The 23,220-nt window shown below is 65.8% G+C and carries 22 protein-coding genes; 14 read left to right on the top strand and 8 right to left on the bottom strand.

All coding sequences use genetic code 11. The annotated features are described in order from the left end of the window. Positions 1-104 precede the first annotated feature (104 nt). Both ACLBWL_RS13060 and ACLBWL_RS13055 read right to left on the bottom strand, forming a co-directional pair. Positions 105-3,362 (bottom strand): efflux RND transporter permease subunit, encoded by a 3,258-nt coding sequence (locus ACLBWL_RS13060; protein ID WP_447793705.1) that lies wholly within the window; start codon positions 3,360-3,362, stop codon positions 105-107. 4 nt (positions 3,363-3,366) lie between these two features. Then, a complete protein-coding gene (locus ACLBWL_RS13055; RefSeq protein ID WP_447793703.1) occupies positions 3,367-4,557 on the bottom strand; it encodes an efflux RND transporter periplasmic adaptor subunit in 1,191 nt (396 codons plus the stop codon). 209 nt (positions 4,558-4,766) lie between these two features. Here ACLBWL_RS13055 and ACLBWL_RS13050 point away from each other — a divergent pair, with 209 nt between their 5' ends. After that, the gene (locus ACLBWL_RS13050; protein ID WP_447793701.1) at positions 4,767-5,495 is read left to right on the top strand and encodes an SIMPL domain-containing protein; all 729 of its coding nucleotides are present in this window, start codon (positions 4,767-4,769) and stop codon (positions 5,493-5,495) included. A gap of 76 nt (positions 5,496-5,571) precedes the next feature. Here ACLBWL_RS13050 and ACLBWL_RS13045 read toward each other — a convergent pair whose 3' ends face one another. From ACLBWL_RS13045 to ACLBWL_RS13035, 3 genes are all read right to left on the bottom strand, one after another. After that, entirely contained in the window at positions 5,572-5,829 is a 258-nt protein-coding gene (locus ACLBWL_RS13045) for a GlsB/YeaQ/YmgE family stress response membrane protein (RefSeq protein WP_447793699.1), read from the bottom strand. Between the two features lie 93 nt (positions 5,830-5,922). Then, a complete protein-coding gene (gene sciP / locus ACLBWL_RS13040) occupies positions 5,923-6,222 on the bottom strand; it encodes a CtrA inhibitor SciP (RefSeq protein WP_131587528.1) in 300 nt (99 codons plus the stop codon). Positions 6,223-6,325: 103 nt separating this feature from the next. Then, complete coding sequence (locus ACLBWL_RS13035) at positions 6,326-6,553, bottom strand: hypothetical protein (RefSeq protein ID WP_447793696.1); 228 nt, start codon at positions 6,551-6,553, stop codon at positions 6,326-6,328. A gap of 195 nt (positions 6,554-6,748) precedes the next feature. On the opposite strand from ACLBWL_RS13035, the gene mnmA reads away from it, so the two are divergent. Together mnmA and ACLBWL_RS13025 are read left to right on the top strand one after the other, a co-directional pair. Further along, positions 6,749-7,858 (top strand): tRNA 2-thiouridine(34) synthase MnmA, encoded by a 1,110-nt coding sequence (gene mnmA, locus ACLBWL_RS13030; protein WP_447793694.1) that lies wholly within the window; start codon positions 6,749-6,751, stop codon positions 7,856-7,858. Positions 7,859-7,872: 14 nt separating this feature from the next. After that, the gene (locus tag ACLBWL_RS13025; RefSeq protein WP_447793692.1) at positions 7,873-8,121 is read left to right on the top strand and encodes a UvrB/UvrC motif-containing protein; all 249 of its coding nucleotides are present in this window, start codon (positions 7,873-7,875) and stop codon (positions 8,119-8,121) included. Between the two features lie 132 nt (positions 8,122-8,253). Here ACLBWL_RS13025 and ACLBWL_RS13020 read toward each other — a convergent pair whose 3' ends face one another. The 3 genes from ACLBWL_RS13020 to pdxH are packed head-to-tail and all read right to left on the bottom strand — an operon-like array spanning position 8,254 to position 10,608. After that, positions 8,254-9,045, bottom strand: coding sequence for a PhzF family phenazine biosynthesis protein (locus tag ACLBWL_RS13020; protein ID WP_447793690.1), 792 nt, complete (start codon positions 9,043-9,045; stop codon positions 8,254-8,256). 40 nt (positions 9,046-9,085) lie between these two features. Next, positions 9,086-10,033 (bottom strand): cation diffusion facilitator family transporter, encoded by a 948-nt coding sequence (locus ACLBWL_RS13015; protein ID WP_447793688.1) that lies wholly within the window; start codon positions 10,031-10,033, stop codon positions 9,086-9,088. After that, positions 10,030-10,608, bottom strand: coding sequence for a pyridoxamine 5'-phosphate oxidase (pdxH, locus tag ACLBWL_RS13010; protein ID WP_447793686.1), 579 nt, complete (start codon positions 10,606-10,608; stop codon positions 10,030-10,032). The genes ACLBWL_RS13015 and pdxH overlap by 4 nt, the downstream gene beginning before the upstream one ends. Before the next feature lie 109 nt (positions 10,609-10,717). Between pdxH and ku the strand changes: the two genes are divergently transcribed. The 11 genes from ku (at position 10,718) to ACLBWL_RS12955 (ending at position 23,186) form a co-directional block, all read left to right on the top strand. Continuing rightward, entirely contained in the window at positions 10,718-11,605 is an 888-nt protein-coding gene (gene ku, locus ACLBWL_RS13005; protein ID WP_447793684.1) for a non-homologous end joining protein Ku, read from the top strand. Positions 11,606-11,797: 192 nt separating this feature from the next. Next, entirely contained in the window at positions 11,798-14,317 is a 2,520-nt protein-coding gene (gene ligD, locus ACLBWL_RS13000; RefSeq protein WP_447793682.1) for a DNA ligase D, read from the top strand. Between the two features lie 372 nt (positions 14,318-14,689). After that, positions 14,690-17,128, top strand: coding sequence for a circularly permuted type 2 ATP-grasp protein (locus tag ACLBWL_RS12995; protein ID WP_447793680.1), 2,439 nt, complete (start codon positions 14,690-14,692; stop codon positions 17,126-17,128). A gap of 175 nt (positions 17,129-17,303) precedes the next feature. After that, positions 17,304-18,197, top strand: a complete 894-nt coding sequence (locus ACLBWL_RS12990; RefSeq protein WP_447793678.1) for a transglutaminase family protein — start codon at positions 17,304-17,306, stop codon at positions 18,195-18,197. A gap of 183 nt (positions 18,198-18,380) precedes the next feature. Continuing rightward, on the top strand, positions 18,381-19,313 hold the full coding sequence (locus ACLBWL_RS12985; RefSeq protein ID WP_447793676.1) for a DnaJ C-terminal domain-containing protein: 933 nt from the start codon (positions 18,381-18,383) through the stop codon (positions 19,311-19,313). Between the two features lie 82 nt (positions 19,314-19,395). Beyond that, positions 19,396-20,286, top strand: a complete 891-nt coding sequence (locus ACLBWL_RS12980; RefSeq protein ID WP_447794394.1) for a YihY/virulence factor BrkB family protein — start codon at positions 19,396-19,398, stop codon at positions 20,284-20,286. An 8-nt stretch (positions 20,287-20,294) separates the two neighbouring features. Beyond that, positions 20,295-21,086, top strand: a complete 792-nt coding sequence (gene fabI / locus ACLBWL_RS12975) for an enoyl-ACP reductase FabI (RefSeq protein ID WP_056054995.1) — start codon at positions 20,295-20,297, stop codon at positions 21,084-21,086. 9 nt (positions 21,087-21,095) lie between these two features. Beyond that, positions 21,096-21,356 carry a DUF4160 domain-containing protein gene (locus ACLBWL_RS12970; protein WP_333928695.1) on the top strand — a complete coding sequence of 87 codons (261 nt, stop codon included), beginning with the start codon at positions 21,096-21,098 and terminating at the stop codon, positions 21,354-21,356. Then, a complete protein-coding gene (locus ACLBWL_RS12965) occupies positions 21,325-21,579 on the top strand; it encodes a DUF2442 domain-containing protein (protein ID WP_208622480.1) in 255 nt (84 codons plus the stop codon). Before ACLBWL_RS12970 ends, ACLBWL_RS12965 begins: the two co-directional genes overlap by 32 nt. Next, on the top strand, positions 21,576-22,643 hold the full coding sequence (aroC, locus tag ACLBWL_RS12960) for a chorismate synthase (RefSeq protein ID WP_447793673.1): 1,068 nt from the start codon (positions 21,576-21,578) through the stop codon (positions 22,641-22,643). Before ACLBWL_RS12965 ends, aroC begins: the two co-directional genes overlap by 4 nt. Before the next feature lie 57 nt (positions 22,644-22,700). Beyond that, the gene (locus ACLBWL_RS12955) at positions 22,701-23,186 is read left to right on the top strand and encodes a hypothetical protein (protein WP_447793671.1); all 486 of its coding nucleotides are present in this window, start codon (positions 22,701-22,703) and stop codon (positions 23,184-23,186) included. Positions 23,187-23,220: the final 34 nt, after the last annotated feature.

Genomic DNA, 23,220 nt, shown 5'->3' with positions numbered 1-23,220 from the left:
GTCCCGTTTCCAGCCGTTCAAATCGCGTTCGCGCTGGGCAAGGTCTCAATGCCACGCCGAAACCGGCTGGCTCGACCTCGCTCACCACGAACGCGAAACGCGCATCACTCGGCCGGCTGCGTGCCGTCGCCGAGCTTGGGTGTCGCCGGCCCGAGACGCGGTCCCGGCGAATGCGGTCCGGACAAGGGCGGCCCCGATGGGTGCGGGCCCGCCAGTCCGATCACGTCGCTGCCGTCGTCACCGGGACGATAGGTGAGGAGGCTTCGACCGAGCCGCGGCCCGATATACCGCTCGATACCGACCGCCACGCTGAATGCCGCGGGGACGATCAGCAGAGTCAGGATCGTGGAAAGGATGAGTCCACCGATCACGACGATGCCCATCGGCGCGCGCCAAGATCCGTCGCCGCCGATCGACAAAGCGGTCGGGATCATGCCCGCGACCATTGCGACCGTGGTCATCACGATCGGCTGGGCCCGCTTGTGCCCGGCATCGACCACCGCGGTCCACACGTCGACGCCCTTATTCATCTCTTCAAGCGCGAAATCGATCAGCAGGATCGAGTTCTTCGCAACAATACCGAGTAGCATGAGGATGCCGATGAAAACCGGCATCGAGACCGGGTTGCCGGTCGCCCACAACGCCAGCAACCCACCGAGCGGGGCCAGCAACAGCGAGCCCATGTTGACGAACGGCGGCAGCGCGCGACGGTACAGCAGCACGAGCACCGCAAAGACCAGGAACGTGCCCGCGATCACCGCGAGAATGAAGTTGTTGACCATCTCCGCCTGGAACTTCGACTGGCCGAGCACGAGCCTGTTCACGCCGGTCGGCAGGTTCATCATCGTCGGCAGCGCGTCGATCTGCTTCTGTGCGACGCCGGAGACGATGCCCGGTGCGAGATCGGCGCCGATCGTCAGCTGACGCTGCTGATTGACACGGTCGATCTTGGTCGGACCCGAGCCCAGCGTGATCTCGGCCACTAGATTGAGCGGCACGGAACCGCCCGATGCGGTCGACACGGGCAGGTTCTGGATCGTCGAGAGTTCGCTGCGTGCGCCCTGATCGAGCGCGACGCGGATCGGAATCTGGCGATCCGACAGCGAGAATCGCGCCGAGTTCTGGTCGATGTCGCCCAAGGTCGCGATCCGGATTGCGGACGACAGCGCCTGGGTGGTCACGCCTAGGTTGGCCGCGAGATCGAAGCGCGGCTTGATGACGATTTCCGGCCGCTGCAAATTACCGGCCACGCGCGGCGCGACCAGTGTCGGGAGGCGCGACATTTCCGTCACGATCTTCTGTGCGGTCTCATCGAGCAGCTTGGGATCGTCGCCGCCGAGCGTCACGCTCATGTCGCGCGTGCTGCCGCCCCAGCCGTTCTGCGAGCGGAACGATACGCGCGCATCGGGGATCGCCGCGAGCTGGGGAGCGAGGCTGCGCTCGAACTCCGTGCTCTTCATTTTCCGGTCGTCCTTCAGCGTCGCAGTGACGCGGCCGGCATTGACCGACCCGTTGGCGCCGCTGCGCGCATAGACGGACTGCACGTCGGGCTGCGATCCGATCAGCGCGGCGACCTTCGTGACGACGGCTTCGGTCTGCGCAAGCGTGGTGCCCGGCACCATGTCGATCACGGCCATCGACGTGTCGCTGTCCTGCGCCGGCTGGAACGTCATGGGCAGCACCCCGAACATGACGATCGTCAGCAGGAACGCGAACGCGCCGAGCCCGAGCACCCAGAAACGGTGATCGAAAAAGCGACTGGTGATGCGGCGAAAACCACCACGCGCGGCCGATGCTTTCGCCTTGCCCGTCTCCAGCGTCCATTTGAGCGTCGCCATATAGCCGTCCATCAGCACGCCCTCGCCGTGCGTGGCGGGGCCGGCGGATTTCAGGAAATAGGCGGCGAGCATCGGTGTTACGAGCCGTGCGACCGCAAGGCTCATCAGTACCGACGCGACGACGGTAAGGCCGAAATTCTTGAAGAACTGCCCCGAGATGCCCGGCATCAGACCGACGGGCAGGAACACCGCGACGATCGCCATCGTCGTCGCCAGCACCGCGAGACCGATCTCGTCGGCGGCGTCGATCGACGCCTGATAGGCGGACTTGCCCATCCGCATGTGCCGGACGATGTTCTCGATCTCGACGATCGCGTCGTCGACCAGCACGCCCGCGACGAGGCTGAGCGCGAGCAACGTCATCTGGTTCAGGTTGAAGCCGAGCAGGTCCATGAACCAGAAGGCTGGGATCGCCGACAGCGGGATCGCGAGTGACGAGATCACCGTCGCGCGCCAGTCGCGCAGGAACAGGAACACCACGATCACCGCGAGCACCGCACCCTCGATCATCGCGTGGATCGCGCTCTCATACTGTTCTTCGGTGTATTTGACGCTGTTCGAACGCAGCACGAAATGGACGTTCGGATTGCGCTTCTCCATCGCCTCGAGCTTTTTCACCGCCTCGTTGAAGACGGTGACGTCGGACGCGCCCTTGGAGCGCTGGAAATCGAAGCTGATCGTCTGGCGACCGTCGATCGCCGCGCGGCTGCGTTGTTCGGCGTAGAGATCGCGGACCTGCGCGATATCGGCCAGCCGCACGGTGCGGCCGTTGCCGACGTTGATCTGCGTCTGGCCGAGCGCGACCGCATCCTTGGCATTGCCAAGCACGCGGACCGATTGCTCGGAGCCGGCGATCTCGGCCCGGCCACCCGCCGCGTTCAGATTGACCTGGCGGAGCTGCGCGTTGACCTGGCTCGCGGTAAGGCCCTGACTTTGCAGTTTAAGCGGATCGAGGATGACGCGGATTTCGCGGCTGACGCCGCCGTTGCGGTTGACCGCGGCCATGCCCGGTACCGACAACAATTCCTTGGCGACATTATTGTCGATGTACCAGCTGAGCTGTTCGACGGTCATGTCCTTGGCGATCACCGAGTAACTCGCGAGATCGTTGTCGGTGGTGTTCGCGCGGAACACCTGCGGTTCGAGAATGCCCTCGGGCAGGTCGCTGCGGATCTGCGCGATCGCATCACGGACGTCGGTGACGGCGCGATCGATCGGCGTGCCGATGCTGAGCTGGACGACGGTCTGCGACTGGCCTTCGGTGACGGTCGAGGTGATCTCGTCGATCCCCTGGATCGATCGCACCGCGGCCTCGACGCGCTGCGTGACCTGGGTTTCGAGTTCGGTGGGTGCCGCACCCGGCTGGTTGATGACGACGATCGCGATCGGGAAGTCGATGTCTGGATCGTTGTTGACGTCCATCCGCATGAAGCTGACCACGCCCGCCAATGTCAGCGCGAGGAACAGCACGATCGGCGGCACCGGATTGCGGATCGCCCAGGCCGAGATGTTGCGGAAGTTCATGCGCTCAGCTCGCCTTCTTCGTGACCGGCTTCACCTTTTGTCCGGGGGCGAGGAACCCGCCCGCGGACAACACGACACGTTCGGAGCCGTCGAGCCCACTGAGAATGGTCACGCCCTCGTCGTAGACCTGACCGATCTTTACCGCGCGCCGCACCGCCTTGTCGTCCGGCCCGATGATGTACACGAAGCTGCCCTTCTCGTCGCTCTGCAATGCCGAGTCGGGAAGCAACGGCGCCTGGGTCGAACCGCCGACGATCGTCGCCGCGGCAAAACCACCCGGCCGCAGGGCGGGGTCGTACTTGACCGCGATCCGCGCAATGCCTTGGCGGGTCTGCGGGTCGATCACCGGCGACACCTGCCAAACCTGGCCCGGGAAGCCCTGCGTCGTGCCGACCGGGACGACCGTCGCGCGCGCACCCGGACGAAGGCCAGCGAGATCGGATTCGCTCAACTGCGCGCGCATCTCCATCTGACCATTCGCGGCCATGCGGAACAGTACGCCCGTACCTGCGCCGACGACCTGGCCCGACTCAACGCCTCGCGTCAGGACCAACCCAGCGGCGGGCGCCCGAATATCGAGACGGCCGTTCCGCGCGCGGGCCTCGCCGAGCGTCGCCTGCGCGACTTTCACGCGGGCGGCGGCGGCATCGCGGGTCGCGGCCTTCCGCTGGAGATCCGCCTTCGAGATGAACCCGCGATCGACCAATTGCTGCGCGCGATCGAGTTCGGCTTGCGCGATCGTCTCGTCGGAGCGCGCGACGCTAACCGAGGCCGCTAGCGAGGCCGCGGTTTCGGTCTGGACCGAGCGATCAACCGTCGCGAGCACCTGCCCCGCCGAGACCCACTGGCCCGGCTCGACCAGTACGCGCGTGATCATCCCACCCTCGCCGGCGACGCCGACCGGCATCTCGCGACGCGCGGCGATCGTACCCGTGGCGGAGATCGTGCGATCGACGATCTTGCGCCCGGGCACCACGACCGAGACGGTCGGTACCTGCTCGATTGCGGGCGCAGCGGCGGGATCTTTTTTGCCCGATTTGAACACGACGACGGCGGCGACGATCGCCAAGACCAGGATAACCGCGATGAAGATGTTACGACGGCGATGTGACGGCGCGGTATAATCCGGCAGGGCCAGCGGCTCTTCGCTCTCACTGGCGCCGAGGTGACCGGCCATCTTCGTCTCGTAATTCATGCGCGTCACAATCCCAATTTCGACCGGTCTTGCTCGACCCGCACTATCATTCGCACGCTGTGTTATCTGAATAAGTCACCGTGCTCAAGCCCCCCGACGCGCACGAAGCCAAGACATGCTTCGAATCCGATCTATCCGCAATGACGTTCAGCTTGCGTTGACCTGATCCGGGCGACACGCGGACACAGTGCTACACGGGAGAGATATCAATGAAGACCGCATCGTTTCTTACGGCGCTCGCCGCCATCGCGCTGCCCGGCGCCGCCGTTGCCCAGACCGCGCCGACAACCGTCGAGCCGATGGTCCCCGCCGCCGGTACCGTGCTGGACGTGACCGCGGAGGGGCGGACGACTCGCGTGCCCGATCTGGCGACGATCAGGGCCGGCGTCGTCTCGCAGTCGACGACAGCCGCCACCGCGCTGTCGGACAATGCGCAGCGGATGGCCAAAGTGCTCGCCGCGTTGAAGCGGGCGGGCGTGGCGCCGCGTGACATCGCCACCTCGTCGGTGCAGCTTTCGCCGCAATATCGCTACGCGGACAATCAGCCGCCGGTGATCACGGGGTACCAGGCGACCAACACCGTTTCGATCCGCTTCCGCGACGTCGCCAAGTCGGGAACGATCCTCGACGCGCTGGTCGCCGAGGGCGCGAACCAGATCGACGGACCCAATTTGTCGATCGACAAGCCCGATACGGCGCTCGACGAGGCGCGGACCGACGCGATCGCGCAGGCCAAGCGGCGCGCGGATATTTATGCGAGGGCGGCGGGCTTGCGCGTATCGCGGATCGTGTCGATCGCGGAATCGGGGCAGGATACCGGTGGCTCGCCGCCACCGATGATGATGATGCGTGCGTCGATGGCCAAGGACAGCACGCAGATCGCGCCGGGCGAAAAGGACGTCACCGTCACGCTGTCGGTACGCTTCCTGCTGAACTGACGAAAAAGGGCCACTTACGAAAAAAGGGCCGCCCGGTTGCCCGGACGGCCCTTCGTTTCGCGTGACGAGAGCGAACTTAGCGGACGCTGCCGCGACGCACGAGGTTCACGATCGCGAGCAGGATGATCGCACCCACCAGCGAGACGAGGAACGAGGTCAGCGTCAGCGGTGCGCTGTTGATCGAACCACCCGACAGGATCAGGCCGCCGATGAACGCGCCTACGATACCGACGACGATGTTCAACAGGATGCCCTGCTGTGCGTCGGTGCGCATGATCATGCTGGCGATCCAACCGATGACGCCGCCGATGATCAGCCAAAGAATGAGACCCATGATATTTTCCCTCCGTTTATCCCGTTGCCGGGCGATGGCGGAAAGACGTGCGAACGAGGATATTTGTTCCGCCCGCGTTTTGAGTTTTGACGCTCAATACTTCTGCTGGCGCTCGTACAGCGATTTATAGTGCTGGATACGCGTCACGCGCAGGCCCGGCATGCCCGATCGGTCGATCGCGCGCTGCCAGCTGGCGAACTCCTCGACGGTCAGATTGTAGCGCGCGCAGACATCGTCGACGCTGAGCAGCCCGCCATTCACCGCGGCGACGACCTCGGCCTTGCGACGGACCACCCACCGCGTGGTGCTGGGCGGCGGGAGCGTATCCAGGGTCAGTTGCTCGCCGAGCGGACCGATGACCTTGCCGGGACGGATTTTCTGGTTCTCGATCATTTGAAACCTCTGATCAGGGCGGGGGGCCCCTTCACGATAGATAGGCACGACAGATAGCCGCAGGATTTGAAGATCGGCTGAAACGCCACGGTAAACGGCATCTTCATTCATCCTTCCACCGGATTAAGGCCGTTGCCATCGGACCGTTGAAGGCACCGTGGAGCGGCGCGAATAGTGTCGAATCCACCGTCGTGCGGACGAATCCCGCCTGCACCGCCGCAGTCGGACTCGCCGCTTGTCGGGCGGCGATGCCGACGATCAGGACAGCGAGATCACCGGGAAGAACGGTAAGCTCGGCGTCGCGATCGAAACGGGGAAAACTCAGGTCCAACGGGATACTCACGACAACGTCTGGGAAGCCCGGTGTAGCGCAAGGGGGTGAATGGACCGTAAAACGTCGTGAAAGACTTCGTGAACCTGTCGCTTATTTCCAATCGCTGGTCGCGTTTTTCGCGTGATCCGTCCCGTCGACCGTTAATCGCCGCATCTTTTTGCAACCCTCCCCCGTCGCGCCTATGTGCAGACGATGGATCAGACCGATTTTCAGCTCGGGCCAGAAATGGCCGGAAAGCGTATCGTCGTGGCGATGTCGGGGGGTGTCGACAGCTCGGTCGTCGCCGCGCTCGCGTATGCCACCGGCGCCGAGACGATCGGCGTGACGCTGCAGCTGTACGACCACGGCGAGGCGATCGGCCGCGCCGGCGCGTGCTGCGCCGGCCGCGATATCCGCGATGCGCGCGCGGTCTGCGACCGGCTCGGCATCGCGCATTACGTGTTCGATCACGAGACGAGCTTTCGCGAGCAGGTGGTCGACAAGTTCGCCGACGAATATCTCGCCGGCCGCACGCCGATCCCGTGCGTCCAGTGCAACATGGGGCCGAAGTTCACCGACCTGCTGAAGCTCGCCCGCGATCTCGGCGCGGATTGCCTGGCGACCGGGCATTATGTCCGGCGAGTCGAGGGCGTACATGGCGCCGAACTCCACCGCGGTGCCGATCCGGCGCGCGACCAGAGCTATTTCCTGTTCGCGACCACGCAGACGCAGCTCGACTATCTGCGTTTTCCTTTGGGCGGGCTACCCAAGGCGCGCGTGCGAGAGATCGCAGCCGAACTCGGGCTCGGCGTCGCGGCCAAGCCGGACAGCCAGGACATCTGCTTCGTGCCGGATGGCGATTATGCGGGGCTGGTAAAGAAGCTACGGCCCGAGGCGGCGGAGACCGCGGGGGATATCGTCGATCTCGGCGGCACGAAGCTGGGTGAGCACCGCGGGCTGATCCACTTCACCGTCGGGCAGCGGCGGGGGTTGGAGATCGGCGGCAGTCCCGAGCCGCTCTATGTCGTCCGGGTCGAGCCGGAGACGAAGCGGGTCGTGGTCGGTCCGCGGCGTGCGCTCGCGGTCGAGGCGGCGCGGATGACCGACATCAACTGGCTCGGCGGCGACTTCACCGGGCCGGTGACGGCCAAGGTCCGGTCGATGGCCAAGCCCGTCCCTGCCCGTCTGGTCGGCGACCGGGTGGTGTTCGATGCGCCGGAATACGGCGTCGCGCCGGGGCAGGCTGCTGTGTTGTATGCAGGCGAGCGCGTGCTTGGCGGCGGCTGGATCTCGGATACCGAGGCGGCACTCGTAGCCGCCTGACGCGTTCAGGCCGGATGGATATCGAAGATCTACGCCGCCAGATGGAAGCCGCCGCCGCGGCAATGGATTTCGAGACCGCAGGCCGGCTGCGCGATCAGATCAGCGTATTGCGCGGCGGTGGCGAGATCGCGGACACCGCGGGCCTGACGCGGCAACAGCCCGGCGCGATGGGGCTTGGGACGAGCCAGCAACGGATGACACCGCCTCCCGGGTGGGTGAAACCGAAGAAGCCCGATCCGATGACCAAAGGGCGCAAACGCTAGGGTCTCCTCAGCCCACGTCATCCTGACGAAAGTCAGGATCCAGGGTAACAACCGGCGACGTTCGTGGCTCTGGATCCTGGCTTTCGCCAGGATGACGGGCGGTGTTGGCTGCGCGTGCGAACGCCGCCACGCTCAAGGCAGCAGGAACGTGCCTTCGATCGTCGTCACGCACGATCCGCCCAACACCACCCGGTCGCCGTCGAGGCGGCACGTCAGTTTCCCGCCACGCGCGCTCGCCTGATAGGCGGTGAAGCTATTCCCCAAAGTGGGCGCCCAATACGGCACCATCACCGCGTGCGCCGCACCCGTCACAGGATCCTCGTTGATCGCGTAATAGGGCGTGAAGACGCGACTGACGATGTCGGCAGCCTCGCCCCGCGCGGCGACGATCGCGACGATCGGGAATGCCGACAGCGCGGCGAAATCCGGCTTGAGATTGCGCACGACGGCCTCGTCATCGACGATCACGAGCGCATAGCCCTTGTCGTGCCAGAGGGTTTCGACGGGCTCGGCGACATTCAACGCGGCGACGATATCCGGGATCGCCTTCGGGCTCGGTCCCCAAGCCGGGAGTTCCAGCGTGTACCCGCTGCCCGCGCGCGCGACCTCAAGCATCCCCGCCTGCCGAGTCCGGAACCGCACCCGGTCGAGCGCGGTATCCGACGACAGCACGAAATGCCCGCTCGCCAGCGTCGCGTGGCCACACAGCGCAACCTCCGCGCCCGGCGTGAACCAGCGCAGGTCGAAATCAACGCCCTCGTCGTCCGACGCGACGATGAACGCCGTCTCGCTCAGGTTGTTCTCCTGCGCGATGTCCAGCAGCACGGCGTCGTCGAGCCACGCCGACAGCGGCATCACCGCCGCCTGGTTGCCGCCGAACGGCGTGTCGGAAAACGCATCGATCTGCGCGAACGGTATTCTCATGTTTGGAGCTCCTCAGACGCGCGTGCAGAACCCGGACAGGTCAGACGCGCTTGCCGAACCAATGCGGCGTCACGTCCGCCTCGACCAGCGGATTGTCGGTGTCGACATGCCCCTCCGGATCGAGATGGATCAGCACCTCGACCTTGGGGAACGCGGTACGCAAATTGCGCTCGACCGCCTCGACGATGTCGTGCGCGTGTTCCACGGTCAGATCGCGCGCGACCTCCATGTGGAACTGCGCGAAATCGTGGCTGCCGGACCGACGCGTACGGAAATCGTGGATGCCGCGGATACCGGGCTGCCGCGCCGCCACGTCGAGAAACTGCGTGCGCAGATCTTCGGGCCATTCCTTATCCATCAACTGGTCGATCGCGTTCGACGATGCCTGGAACGCGCCCCAGGCGAGCCACAGCGCGATGACGATGCCGAAGATCGGATCCGCGCCGCTCCACCCGACATATTGATCGAGCACGAGCGCGACGATCACCGAGCCGTTGAGCAGCACGTCGGACTGGTAATGGACGTTGTCCGCCAGGATCGCGACCGAGCCGGTCTGGCGGATGATCCGGCGTTGATAGGATAGCAGGAACACCGTGGCCACGATCGCAATGACCGACACGCCGATGCCGAAATCGGCGCCCGTCGTCGGCTGCGGATCGCCGAACGCGAGGATCGCGCGCCACGCGATGCCGACCGCCGACGCGGTGATCAGCATGACCTGGAACAGGGCAGCGAGTGCCTCCGCCTTGCCGTGCCCGAAGCGGTGGTCGTGATCCGCCGGAGTCGCCGCGAGCCGCACGCCGTACAGCGTGACCAGGGACGCGAGCAGGTCGAGCGCGGTATCGGCGAGCGAACCGAGCATCGCCACCGAGCCCGTCGACCAGGCGGCAAAGCCCTTCAGCAACAGCAGGAAACACGCCATCGCGACGCTGGCGAGCGCCGCGCGGGTTGCGAGGGGTATGATCCGGCGCCGTTCGTCCTGGGTCATGGGAACAACAATCCTTCGCTCCAGGCGCCGTCCTGACGCGTAAACAGCCGGCGTTCGTGCAACCGATGCGCACGGTCCTGCCAGAATTCGATCCGCGTCGGGGTCACGCGGTAGCCACCCCAATGCGGCGGCCGAGGCACGTCCTGGCACTCGAACTTCGCGGTCATTTCGGCAAAGCGCTGCTCGAAGGTGTCGCGACTGTCAAGCGGCCGGGACTGCTCCGACGCCCAGGCGCCCAGCTGCGAATCACGGCCGCGCGAGGCGAAATAAGCGTCGGACTCTTCGTCCGTCGCCCATGATACCGGACCCTCGATCCGGATCTGCCGGCGCAGCGACTTCCAGTGAAACAGCAGCGCGCCCTGCGGATTGGCGGCCAGCTCGCCCGCCTTTCGGCTCTCTCGGTTGGTGTAGATCACGAAACCATCGGGGCCGTGTCCCTTCAACAACACCATGCGCACCGAAGGCCGCCCCTCGGCGTCGGCGGTCGCGAGCGCGACTGCGTTGGGGTCGTTCGGCTCGGACTCCCTAGCTTCGGCGTACCAGCTATCGAACAGCGTGAAAGGATCGTCTGACATGCGCGCGCCTTAGCGGGATTTGGCGCAGAACGAAACTTGGGAACGACTCTACCGTGCCGATGATTGACCCAGGTAATCGAATCGTTTCCGCAACGAAGGAACACGCAAGGTGGCAGCGCGCGCGTATTGGCAGGGGCAGATCCGGCTCGCCTTGGTCTCGATCCCGGTCGAGATCTATTCCGCGACCAAGTCCGGCGCGGCGGTGTCGTTCAAGCAGATCCACGAACCCTCGGGCCAGCCGATCCATTACGACAAGGTGGTCACCGGCGTCGGCCCGGTCGATGCCGACGAGATCATGAAGGGATACGAGGTCTCGAAGGGCGAATACGTGCTGCTGGAGCAGGACGAGATCGACGCGGTGAAGCTCGAGTCGAAGAAGACGCTGGAGCTAACCCAGTTCGTCGACGCTAGCGAGATCGACGTGCTCTATTACGAGAAACCGTATTTTGTGGTGCCTGCCGATGATCTGGCTGAGGAGGCGTTCATCGTTCTGCGCGAGGCATTGAAGCGCACGAAGAAAGTGGGCCTAGGCCAACTCGCGATGCGCGGGCGCGAATATGTCGTGAGCCTGAAACCGTGCGGTCGCGGCATGGTGCTGGAGACGCTCCGCTACGCCGACGAGGTGCACAAGGCGCAGGGCTATTTCCGCGATATTCCGGACGACAAGCCGTCGGAGGAACTGCTGGAGCTGGCCGAGGCGCTGATCGGGAAGCGCAGCGGCGACTTCCACCCGCAGGAGTTCCACGATCGGTATGTCGATGCGCTGAAGGACCTGATCGAGCGCAAGCGCAAGGCGAACGGGAAGAAGATTATCGAGGACAAGGAGACGGGCGGAAAAACCGGATCCAACGTGGTCGACCTGATGGCGGCGTTGAAGAAGTCGATGGAGAAGAGCGGGGGGAGTGCTGCGGCGGAGAAGACGCCGACGAAGAAGGCCCCCACCAAGCGCGCGCCGGCAAAAACGGCGGCCAAAGCGCTAGCCAAGAAGCGTGCGTAACCCCCTCCCTTATTCCCCCGCGCAGGCGGGGGTCCAGACTGGGCTCCCGGCTTCGCGGGAGAACAAACTTGTTGAGGTCGCCACCCGCTTCCCCGTCATCCCAGCGAAAACTGGGATCTCCCCATTGCAGACCGCGCCCCTGCCGCGCGAGGTCCCGGCTTTCGCCGGGATGACGAAGACGGGCCGCTCTTGATGACCACGCCCCCAGATCCCCTTGCCCTCTACAATTCCAAGCGGAACTTCGCGAAGACCGCAGAACCCGCGGGCACGCTGGCCCCTGGCAACGGCAATTGCTTCATGGTCCAGAAGCACGACGCCACCCGCCTCCACTGGGACTTCCGCCTCGAAATCGACGGCGTCCTGAAAAGCTGGGCGGTCACCCGCGGCCCCAGCCTCGACCCCAACGAAAAACGCCTCGCCGTCCGCACCGAGGATCACCCGTTGAGCTATGCCACGTTCGAAGGCGCGATCCCCGCCGGCGAATATGGCGGCGGCACGGTGATGCTGTGGGACCGCGGCACATGGTCGCCGATCAAGGGCAAGTCGGCGAAAGATCTCGACAAGGGCCACCTTCACTTCGTCCTCGATGGCGAACGGATGAAGGGCGAATGGCTGCTGATCCGCCTGAAGCCGCGCGCGAAGGAGAAGCGCGAGAATTGGCTGCTGCGGAAGATCGACGACGCCGCGGCCGGCGGCACCGACACACTGGTCGAGGAAGCGCTGACCAGCGTCTCGACCGGCCGAACGATGATCGAGATCGAAGAGGGCAAATCCTCCCCGGCACGGGGAGGGGGACCAGCGAAGCTGGTGGAGGGGGCGGCCCGCAAGAGTACCGCCAGCCGTAAGGGTCTCGCCAGCGGCAAGCCCCCCTCCACCCCCGCGAAAGATCGCGGCGGTCCCCCTCCCCGTGCCGGGGAGGAATTTCGGGACCTCCAACTCTGCACCCTCGTCGACGCCGTTCCGACCGGCTCCGTCTGGCTGCACGAAGTCAAATACGACGGCTACCGCGCGCTCGTCTCCATCGCCAACGGCAAGGCGAAAGTATTCACCCGCACCGGCCTCGACTGGACCGACAAGTTCGCCGCGATTGCCGACGCCGCCGCGAAACTCCCGGTAAAATCCGCGCTGATCGACGGCGAGATCGTCGCGTTTAAGGACGGCCATCCCGACTTTTCGACCTTGAAGGACGCCATCTCCGCCGGCGGCGACATGACGCTATTCGCATTCGACCTGCTCGCTCTCGACGGCGAAGACCTGACCGACCTCTCCAACCTCGACCGCAAGGCGCGCCTCCAATCCCTTATCCCCGAGGACGAGGACCGCCTCCGCTACTCCGACCACGTGATCGGCGCGGGCGAGCAACTATTCGAAACGATGTGCCGCGAAGGCCTCGAAGGCATCGTCTCGAAACGCGCCGACGCGCCCTATGCGGGCAAGCGGACCAAGGCGTGGCTCAAGGTCAAATGCACGCACCGCCAGGAATTCGTGATCGTCGGTTGGCTGCCGTCCGACAAGAAGCGCGGGTTCAAGTCGCTGTTGCTCGGCGTCCGCAAGGGCAAAGGCTTCAGGTATGCCGGGAAAGTCGGCACCGGGTTCGACCAAGCGCTGATGGACGACATCCGCGAGAAACTCGACGCGCTCGACCGCAAGACGCCCACGGTCGAGGCGCCGAAAGCGGCCGTTCGCGCCGCGAAATGGGTCACGCCGAAACTGGTCGCGGAGGTCGCCTTCGCCGAGGTCACCCCCGACGGCGTGCTGCGCCATTCGAGCTTCATCGGCCTGCGCGAGGACAAGGCGGCGAAGGACGTCGTCGCCGAAACCCCAGCCCCGCTGCCGGACGCCGCACCAGAGACCAGCATCAAGGTCAGCAGCCGCGACCGCGTGATCTTCGACAAGTCGGACGTCACCAAGGGCGAGCTCGCCGATTATTACGTCGCGGTTTCGGAAATCATGCTGCCGTTCGCCGCCAACCGCCCGATCAGCCTCGTCCGCTGCCCCAAGGGCCGCTCCCGCGCGTGCTTCTTCCAGAAACACGACGCCGGCAGCTTCGGCGACGCGGTGCATAAGGTGCCGATCCGCGAGAAGGACGGCTCGACCGAAGACTATCTCTATGTCGACGACGCGGATGGCCTGATCGCCTGCGTCCAAATGGGAACGATCGAGTTCCACGGCTGGGGATCGTCGAACGCGATGCTGGAGAAGCCCGACCGCCTGGTGTTCGATCTCGATCCCGACGAAGGGCTCGACTTCGATGATACGAAAATGGCGGCGGAGCATCTCAAGAACCAGCTGGCCGAACTGGGGCTGGTCAGCTTCCCGATGCTGTCGGGGGGCAAGGGCGTGCACGTCGTCGTGCCGCTGACCCCCGAGGCGGAATGGCCGGCGGTGAAGGACTTCGCGGATCGTTTCGCGCGGGCGATGGCGGGCGCCGAGCCCGAGCGCTTCGTCGCGACGATGGCGAAGGCCAAGCGCAAGGGGCGGATCTTCATCGACTGGCTGCGCAATCAGCGCGGGAGTACCGCGGTGATGCCGTATTCGGCGCGGGCGAGAGCGGGCGCGCCGGTGGCGGCACCGGTATCCTGGAGCGAGCTGCGCGATATCGAAACGGCCGCGCTGTGGGGGGTGAAGGATGGGGCGGAACTGATCGAGCGCGCTAGTTCGCGAGCGCTAGAAGGTTGGGGTGTGGCGGATCAGATGCTGCCGGATTTGTGAGCCGCCCCCTCCCAATCACCACCCCGTCGAAGGCCGGGGCCCAATTGGAAAGGTGGTCGTAACGGAGCGATGCCGTTCGTTAGCGCCGTACACCAATTGGGCCCCGGCCTTCGCCGGGTTGGCTGAGCGCGTGGGGGTCTTTCACTTTTACCCAGCCCAGCCCAGCCGCTACAGCGCGCCCTCCCCACCCGTCATCCCAGCGAAAGCTGGGATATTGATGCGGCGAGCGTCGCGTACGACAAGACAGCGAAGCGCACCCGATTCCGCGCTTTTATGTTGCACCGCCGCGTCGAAAGGTGAAACACCGCCGCCTGTATTCGGGGGCTTGAGGCATTGGACACGGCAACGCAAACCGCGCCCCTTTTTGACGCGATGATCCACGCCGAGCGCTGGATCGCCGACTATTGCGCGCGCAGTACCAGCGCCGACGTGCTCTGCGAGGATGCCGACCCCGCCTGGGCGGCGATGCTCGCCGAGCTCGCGACCGTAGCCTCGGACGACCTCGGCCATATCCGCGAACGCGTCCAGCGGCATGCGGTCGACATCGGCACCGGTTTCCGCATCGCCGACGAACCCGATGAGCGCCCCTGGCCCGTCTCACCCGTCCCGCTCCTGATCGAAGCCGGCGAATGGACAGGCATCGAGCGCGGCGTCATCCAGCGCGCGACGCTGATGGAGACGGTGATCGCCGACCTCTACGGCGAGGGCACACTGGTCGCCGACGGCCACATCCCCGCCGCGCTGGTGACCGGCAGCCCGTTCTTCCTGCGGCCAATGGTCGGACTCGATCCACCCGGCGGCCGCCATCTCGATTTCATCGCGATCGACCTCGGCCGCGGGCCCTCCGGAGAATGGCGCGTGCTCGCCGATCACCTCCGCGCACCCGCCGGCGCCGGCTACGCGCTGGAGAACCGGATCGCGGTCAGCCGTACGCTCGGCGGATTGCAGGATCGGCTCAACGTCCAGCGCCACGCGCCGTTCTTTGCCGCCTTCCGCGCCGGGATCGCGGCGATGTGCAAGCGGACCGACCCGCGGATCGGCCTGCTCACCCCCGGCCGCTTCAACCCGAGCTATCCCGAGCAGGCGCATCTCGCGCGGTATCTCGGGCTGTTGCTGGTCGAGGGCGCCGATCTCGCCGCGCTCGAGGACAAGGTGTATGTCCGCACAATCGGCGGGCTCAAGCGGATCGATGCGCTGTGGCGGCGGCTCGACCCGCGGCTGCTCGATCCGCTGGCGTTTGACACGCATTCGCAGATCGGCGTGCCCGGGCTGATCGATGCGTACGCAGCCGGCAACGTCGTGCTGTCGAACGCGCCGGGCTCGGCCGTCCTGGAAGCACCCGCGTTCTCCGCGTTCCTGCCGCAGCTTGCGAAATCTCTGCTCGACGAGGACCTGCTGCTGCCCAATATCGCGACGTGGTGGTGTGGGCAGGACGGCGCGCGCGCTCAGGTCGAGGCGAATTTCGATCGCCTGCTGATCGGTCCGGCGTTCCACTCGCGTCCGCTCGGCATGACCGGTGCACCGACCGCAGGCGCCGATATCACTGGCAAGGACCGGGCGCGCCTGCTCGCCGACATGGCTCGCAGGCCGCAGGATTATGTCGGGCAGGAACTGGTCCAGCTCTCGACCATGCCGGTCGTGGTCGGCGATGCGCTGGTCCCCCGCCCCTTCACCCTGCGTGTCTTCGCGGCGCGTAACGGCGACGGCGAATGGACCGTCCTTCCGGGCGGGTTCGCGCGGATCGGCGAGCATCCCGACGCGCGAGCGGCCGTCATGGGCGAAGGCATCTGGTCCGCCGACGTCTGCATCTACGGCGCCGAACCGGTCGCGCCGGTGTCGCTGCTGACCGCCGCGGACTCGCTCCAGGTACGGCGCAATCCGGGGACGTTGCCAAGCCGGGTGGCAGATAATTTCTACTGGCTCGGGCGCTATCTGGAGCGCGGCGAGGCTCTGCTTGGCGCGATCCGCGTGATGCTCGGCAATTCGATCGACGTCGACGGCGGCGCTGTCTTGTCCCCCACCACGGTCGGCAAGCTGGTCGGGCTGATCGTCGGAGCAGGCAGCGCGCCGCACCCGCCGTCGCTGCGCCGCGCCGACCTGACCGCGCTCGCGCGGACGGCGATGGAGGACGAGCGCTGGCAGTCGATCCTGACACTCAACCGTCACGCGCGCGCCATCGGCGAAGGCTCGCGCGACCGGCTGTCGGCGGACATGGTGCGGTTGCTCGAAGCGCCCTTTCCCACCCACCGTGGCATGCTGGAGCGTGCCGGGTCGCTGCAACGGCGCTATGCGGCGATCGCGGGGCTGTCGGCGGAGCATATGGGGCGGACAGCGGCGTGGCGGTTTCATGATCTCGGGCGGCGGGTCGAGCGCGCGATGGCGATGGCGCGGGCGATCCGGTTGTTCGGGATGCCGGGCGCTTCGCCGGACGACCTGTCGGTGCTGCTCGACCTCGCCGACAGCCAGATCAGTTATCGCCAGCGGTATCCGACCGGGATCGCGCGCGTGCCGGTGATCGATCTGGTTACACTCGATCCGGGCAATCCGCGCAGCCTCGCGTTTTCAGCGGAGCGGATCGCGGCGCGGTTGGCGGAGTTGCCCGTGCTCAGCGACGACGAGATGGCGGAGCCGCAACAGGCGCAGGCTACCGGGTTACAGGCGATCGTGATGACCGCGACCGCGGCGGAACTGGATGCGGAGACGCTGGGGAATATCGAGCGGCGGCTCGGCGCCGTGTCGGATGCGCTGGCGCGGCGGTATTTCCTGCAGGGGGCCGAGCCGTTGCGGACGAGTGGGCTGACGTTGGCGTGAGGGGCGGCGTTCGGGGGACAAACCTACTCCCTCTCCTCTTCGGGGAGAGGGTCGGGGTGAGGGGCAGCCAAGCAATGCTGCGTTTGGAACAGCCCCTCACCCCAGCCCTCTCCCCGAAGGGGAGAGGGGGTAAGAAGAGGACGACTCTCTCAGCTACGGGCAGCGGGTTCCGTTTATGATCTACGATATCCGCCACGTCACGACGTTCGATTACGGCGCGAGCGTCAAGTTCGCGCGGTGCAATCTGCGGTTGAAGCCGATCGACTGGCCGGGGCAGCGGCTCGATTCCTACACGTTGTCGGTGCATCCTGCCGGCCGCACCAGCGCCGCGCGCGCCGAGGCGGGGCTCGCCAATGTGACGCGGCTGGTGGTCGACAGCCCGGTCCGCCACCTGACGATCGAAAGCCGGTCACGGATGACGGTCGACCGGCTGATTCCCGTGCCCGACGCAAGCGATCCGACGCTCGCCGAGATCGCGACGATGGCGCGGGCGAGCACCGACCTGTCCGCGGCGAGCCCGGCGAACTACATCTACCCCTCCCCGCTGATCCCGCTCGACCAGGCGATCGCGGATTATTGCGCGATCGATCTCGATCCGTCGCGGGGGGCTTTGGAGGCCGGGATCGCGCTTGCGCGGCGGATCCAGGAGGAGTTCGAGTTCGATGCGGACGCGACGCTGGTCGATACACCGCCGCACGAGGCGTTCCTCCAGCGCAAAGGCGTGTGCCAGGATTTCGCGCAGATCATGATCACCGGGCTGCGGGCGGCGGGACTGCCGGCGGCATATGCCTCGGGTTATATCCGGACGATCCCGCCCGAGGGTCAGCCGCGGCTTGTGGGGGCGGATGCGACGCACGCGTGGGTGTTGCTGTGGTGCGGGCCGGTGCGCGGCTGGGTCGGCGTCGATCCGACCAACGGAATCTGGATGGCGAGCGACCATATCGTGATGGCGGTCGGGCGGGATTACGCGGAGATCGCGCCGGTCGACGGCGTGGTGCTCGGGTCGGGCGCGCAGAAAATGGATGTCAGCGTGGATGTGGCGCCGTTTGAGGAAGCGCTGCAGGCCTGACACTCAGGCGTGCGTCCGCGAAGGTGGGATAGCAGGAGGCGCGAACGCCAGCCTTGGAACCCTGGGCTCCCGCTTTCCCGGGAGAACCAACAGGGGGAGACCGACAACGGTCTTCCCGATGCAGGAATTGCGTTGCGGGCGCCCTCGCCCCACATAGACGCGCAAGTAAGAATGGGGACGTAAGTGGCCGATCCGTACAAGACTCTGGGTGTAGCGCGCGACGCGACCGAAGCCGACATCAAGAAGGCGTACCGAAAGCTCGCGAAAGAGCTTCATCCCGATCGCAACAAGGACAATCCGAAAGCGTCGGAGAGGTTCAGCCAGGTCACCAACGCGTACGACCTGCTGAACGACAAGGACAAGCGTGCGCGGTTCGATCGCGGCGAGATCGACGGCGACGGCAACCCGGCCGCGCCGTTCGGGTTCGGCGGCGGTGGTGGCCGCGCGCATCCCGGCGGCTTTCGCAGCGAGGGGTATGAGAGCGGCCCCGGGGGCCCCGACATGAGCGACATCTTCGAGGGGCTCTTCGGTGGCGCGCAGCGTGGCGGCGGCGGTGGGTTTTCGGGCGGGTTCGGCCGGCGTGCGCAGCCCAAGGGCGAGAATGTGGCCTATCGCCTGCAAGTGCCGTTCGTCGAGGCTGCGACGCTGGAACCGCAGCGTGTGACGCTGGCGGACGGCAAGACGCTCGATCTGAAGCTCCCGGCCGGCGTCGAGACGGGAACGCAGATGAAGCTCGCCGGCAAGGGCGAGCAGGGTCCGGGTGGCGCCGGCGATGCGATCCTGACGATCGAGATCCAGCCGCACAAGTTCTTCACCCGCGACGGCGACGATGTGCGTCTCGACCTGCCGATCACACTGGCCGAGGCCGTCCTGGGCGGCTCGATCAAGGCACCGACGGTCGACAAGCCGGTGATGCTGACGATTCCCAAGGGCACGACCTCGGGCAAGACGCTGCGCCTCAAGGGCAAGGGTTTCCACAAGAAGGGCGGCACGCGGGGCGACCAGCTCGTGACGCTGATGGTCGACATTCCCGCGAGCGATGCGGCGCTGACCGCATTCGTCGAGAGCTGGGACGGGCGCGGGGCGGGGAACCCGCGGGGGGCCATGGGCGTCTGAACGCGTTGTGAACGACAGTCCCCTATCGCCCGAAGCGCGCGCGCACGAACATGGTGCCGCGCGCACCCGTATCCACCGCGGCATGGCGAAGGTCCGGCCCGGCAGTCATGCGTTCGAGGTTTTCAAGCGGGCGGCGGTCGGCGTGTTCAACGACGGGTTCATCCACGCGGGGAACCTTGCCTATCTCGCGCTGATGACGGTGTTTCCGTTCTTCATCGTGGCGGCGGCGATCCTGTCGATCTTCGGGCAGAGCGTCGAGACGGTGCGCGCGGTCGAATCCTTTCTGAACGTCCTGCCGCCCAATGTCAGCGATCTGTTGCGCAAGCCGATTGCCGATGTGCTGGCCGCGCGCACCGGATCGTTGTTGTGGCTAGGCGCGCTGGTCGGGTTGTGGACGGTCGGCAGTTTCGTCGAGACGATCCGCGACATTTTCCACCGCGCCTACGGGATCAAGGCGACTGCGCCGTTCTGGAAATCGCGCCTCGGCTCGTCCGCGGTCATCGTCGGGTCGGTGATCATCGCGCTGCTGTCGTTCCTGGTACAGGGCATCCTGACCGCAGCCGAACAGTTCATCTATCGCCTCGTGCCGTTCGCGCAGGATGCGGCAGGCTGGGTCGGGCTGTCGCGGTTGATTCCCGGCCTGCTGATGTTCGGGGCGCTGTACCTGCTGTTTTATTCGGTCACGCCGTCGCGTTATCGCTATTCGAAATGCCGCAAATGGCCTGGTGCGCTGTTCACGACCGCGTGGTGGGTCAGCGCGACCGCGTTGCTGCCGGTGATCCTGTCGCGGCTTGGCAGCTACGACCTCACGTACGGCAGTCTCGCGGGTGTCGTCATCATGTTGTTGTTTTTCTATGTCATCGGGCTCGGACTGGTATTCGGCGCGCATTTGAACGCGGCACTGGCGGAACCACCCGAAACAACGCTAGAGCAGCCTTCTGACGATATGCAGGTGGAGGCGGGGACGGCGTGAACGGTTTGATGGCGGGCAAGCGTGGGCTGATCATGGGCTTGGCGAACGACAAGTCGCTGGCCTGGGGGATCGCCAAGAAGCTGTCCGAAGCGGGCGCGGAACTCGCGTTCAGCTACCAGGGCGAGACGATGGAGAAGCGCGTCCGCCCGCTCGCCGAGCAGTTGGGCGTGGCGCGGCTGTTCGATTGCGACGTGTCGGACATGGGGGCGCTCGATGCGACCTTCGACAAGCTCGCCGAGGAATGGCCGACGATCGACTTTGTGGTTCACGCGATCGGCTTTTCGGACAAGAACGAGCTGCGCGGGCGGTTCGTCGATACCAGCCTCGACAACTTCCTGATGACGATGAACATCTCGGTCTATTCGTTCGTCGCGGTCGCGCAACGCGCCGCCAAGATGATGACCGAGGGCGGCGCGATGCTGACGCTCAGCTATTACGGCGCCGAGAAGGTCATTCCGCATTACAACGTGATGGGGGTCGCGAAGGCGGCTCTGGAGACGAGCGTTCAGTATCTCGCGGTCGATCTGGGCCGCGATAACATCCGCGTGAATGCGATCTCGGCGGGGCCGATCAAGACGCTGGCGGCAAGCGGGATCGGCGACTTCCGCCTGATCCTGAAGTGGAACGAACTGAACTCGCCGCTGAAGCGCAACGTGACGATCGACGACGTCGGCGGCGCTGGGCTGTATCTGCTGAGCGACCTGGCTTCAGGCGTGACCGGCGAGACGCACCACGTGGACGCGGGTTACAACGTGATCGGCATGAAGGCCGAAGACGCCCCCGATATCGCTTTGGTGTAGAGTTCGGCGATGCCCGTGATCTTCTCCGATCGCGGGTTTCGCTTCCATTTCTATTCAAGCGAAGGCGATCCGCGCGAGCCTATGCACGTCCACGTCGCAAAGCGCGGCGAGGGCGACGCGAAGTTTTGGCTTTATCCCGAAGTAGCGATGGCCGATAACCGTGGACTGGATGCACGCACCCTGCGATGGCTCACCGAGCAGATAGGTCTTCGCAGGCCAGAAATCGTGAGCGCATGGCATGAGCATTTCGGTACGCCCGACGAGCGTTGAATTCGACGAGGACCAGATGTGGGTCCGGCTCGACGATGGCCGCACCCTGGGTGTGCCACTCGCCTGGTATCCGCGATTGCTGCACGGCTCGCCCGCCGATCGCGGCAAGGTCTGGATCAGTCCGAGCGGTTTGCACTGGGACGAGCTCGACGAGGACATCTCGGTCCAGGGCCTGATCGCCGGCCGCGGCGACATGACACGCACGAACCGCAACGCCGCATGAGCTTCAATACGTTTGGACGGCTGTTCCGCTTCACCACCTGGGGTGAATCCCACGGCCCTGCGCTGGGTGCGATCGTCGACGGGTGCCCTCCCGGCATTCCGCTGACCGAAGCCGACATCCAGCCTTGGCTCGACAAGCGCCGCCCCGGTACCTCGCGCTTCACGACGCAGCGGCGCGAGCCGGATACGGTGCGCATCCTCTCGGGCGTGTTCGAGGAGCGTACGACGGGAACGCCGATCAGCCTGATGATCGAGAATGTCGACCAGCGCTCGAAGGACTATTCCGACGTCGCCAAGGCGTATCGCCCCGGTCACGCCGATTATGCCTATGACGCGAAATACGGATTCCGCGATTTCCGCGGTGGTGGTCGCTCGTCGGCGCGCGAGACGGCGGCGCGCGTTGCCGCCGGTGCGGTTGCGCGGCTCGTCGTTCCGCAAGTCCGCGTCCGCGCATGGGTCGAGGCGATCGGTGGAGACGCGATCGATCCGGCCAACTTCGACGATGCGCAGATCGACCAGAACCCGTTCTTCTGCCCAGACGCCGCCGCCGCCGCCCGCTGGGAGATACTCGTCGATGCCGCCCGGAAGTCCGGCTCGTCGTTGGGTGCTGTGATCGCGTGCGAGGCGACCGGCGTGCCCGCAGGCTGGGGCGCGCCGCTCTATGCCAAGCTCGATTCCGAACTCGCCTCCGCTTGCATGAGCATCAATGCGGTCAAGGGCATCGAGATCGGCGACGGGTTCGCCGCCGCCGCACTGTCGGGCGAGGCTAATGCGGATCCGATGCGTCCCGGTGTCGATGGTCCTGAGTTTCTTGCCAACCATGCAGGCGGGATCGCCGGCGGGATCGCGACCGGCCAGCCGATCCGGCTGCGCGTCGCGTTCAAGCCGACCAGTTCGATCCTCACCCCGGTCGAGACGATCAGCCCCACCGGCGAAGCCGCGACGATCGCCACCAGGGGGCGTCATGACCCCTGCGTCGGCATCCGCGGCGTGCCCGTCGTCGAGGCGATGGTGGCGCTCGTGCTGGCCGACCAAGCGTTGCTGCATCGGGGCCAGTGCGGCTGAGGACGGAACATATGCGGCGCTGAAGCGCTTGCTCTTCAATAACTTAGGAGAGTGATAATGCGTATTCTAACCTCGATCGCAGCCGCAGCGCTGATCATCCCAGGCGTGGCGATGGCTCAGACGGGCACCGGTGGCTCGATGGGCGGTACCACGGGCGGCACGATGAGCGGCGGCACCATGGGTGGTTCGACCATGGGCGGCACGACCGGCGGCATGTCGACCGGCACGATGGATCAAACCAATCCTTCGACGACCACGCAGTCGACCACGACGACGCGCACGCAGCGTGGCACCAAGGCCCGTAGCCGTACGCGTGGTACGACGTCAGGCACCATGAGCGGCACCACGGGTGATACCGGTACGACGGGCAGCACGATGTCCGGCACGACCGGCAGCACGATGGGCGCCGACACCATGGGCGGCACCACGGGCTCCACGACCGGCACGATGGGTGGCACGACCGGCGGTACCATGGGTGGCACGACCACCGGTACGATGGGTTCGACCACGGGTGGAACCACCGGCACGACCACGCCGCGCTGATCCACCCCTTCTCCCGTCAATGAAAAGCCGGGCG

This window comes from Sphingomonas sp. M1A8_2b, from assembly GCF_053345535.1.
This window is presented reverse-complemented; position numbering and strand designations above follow the sequence as displayed.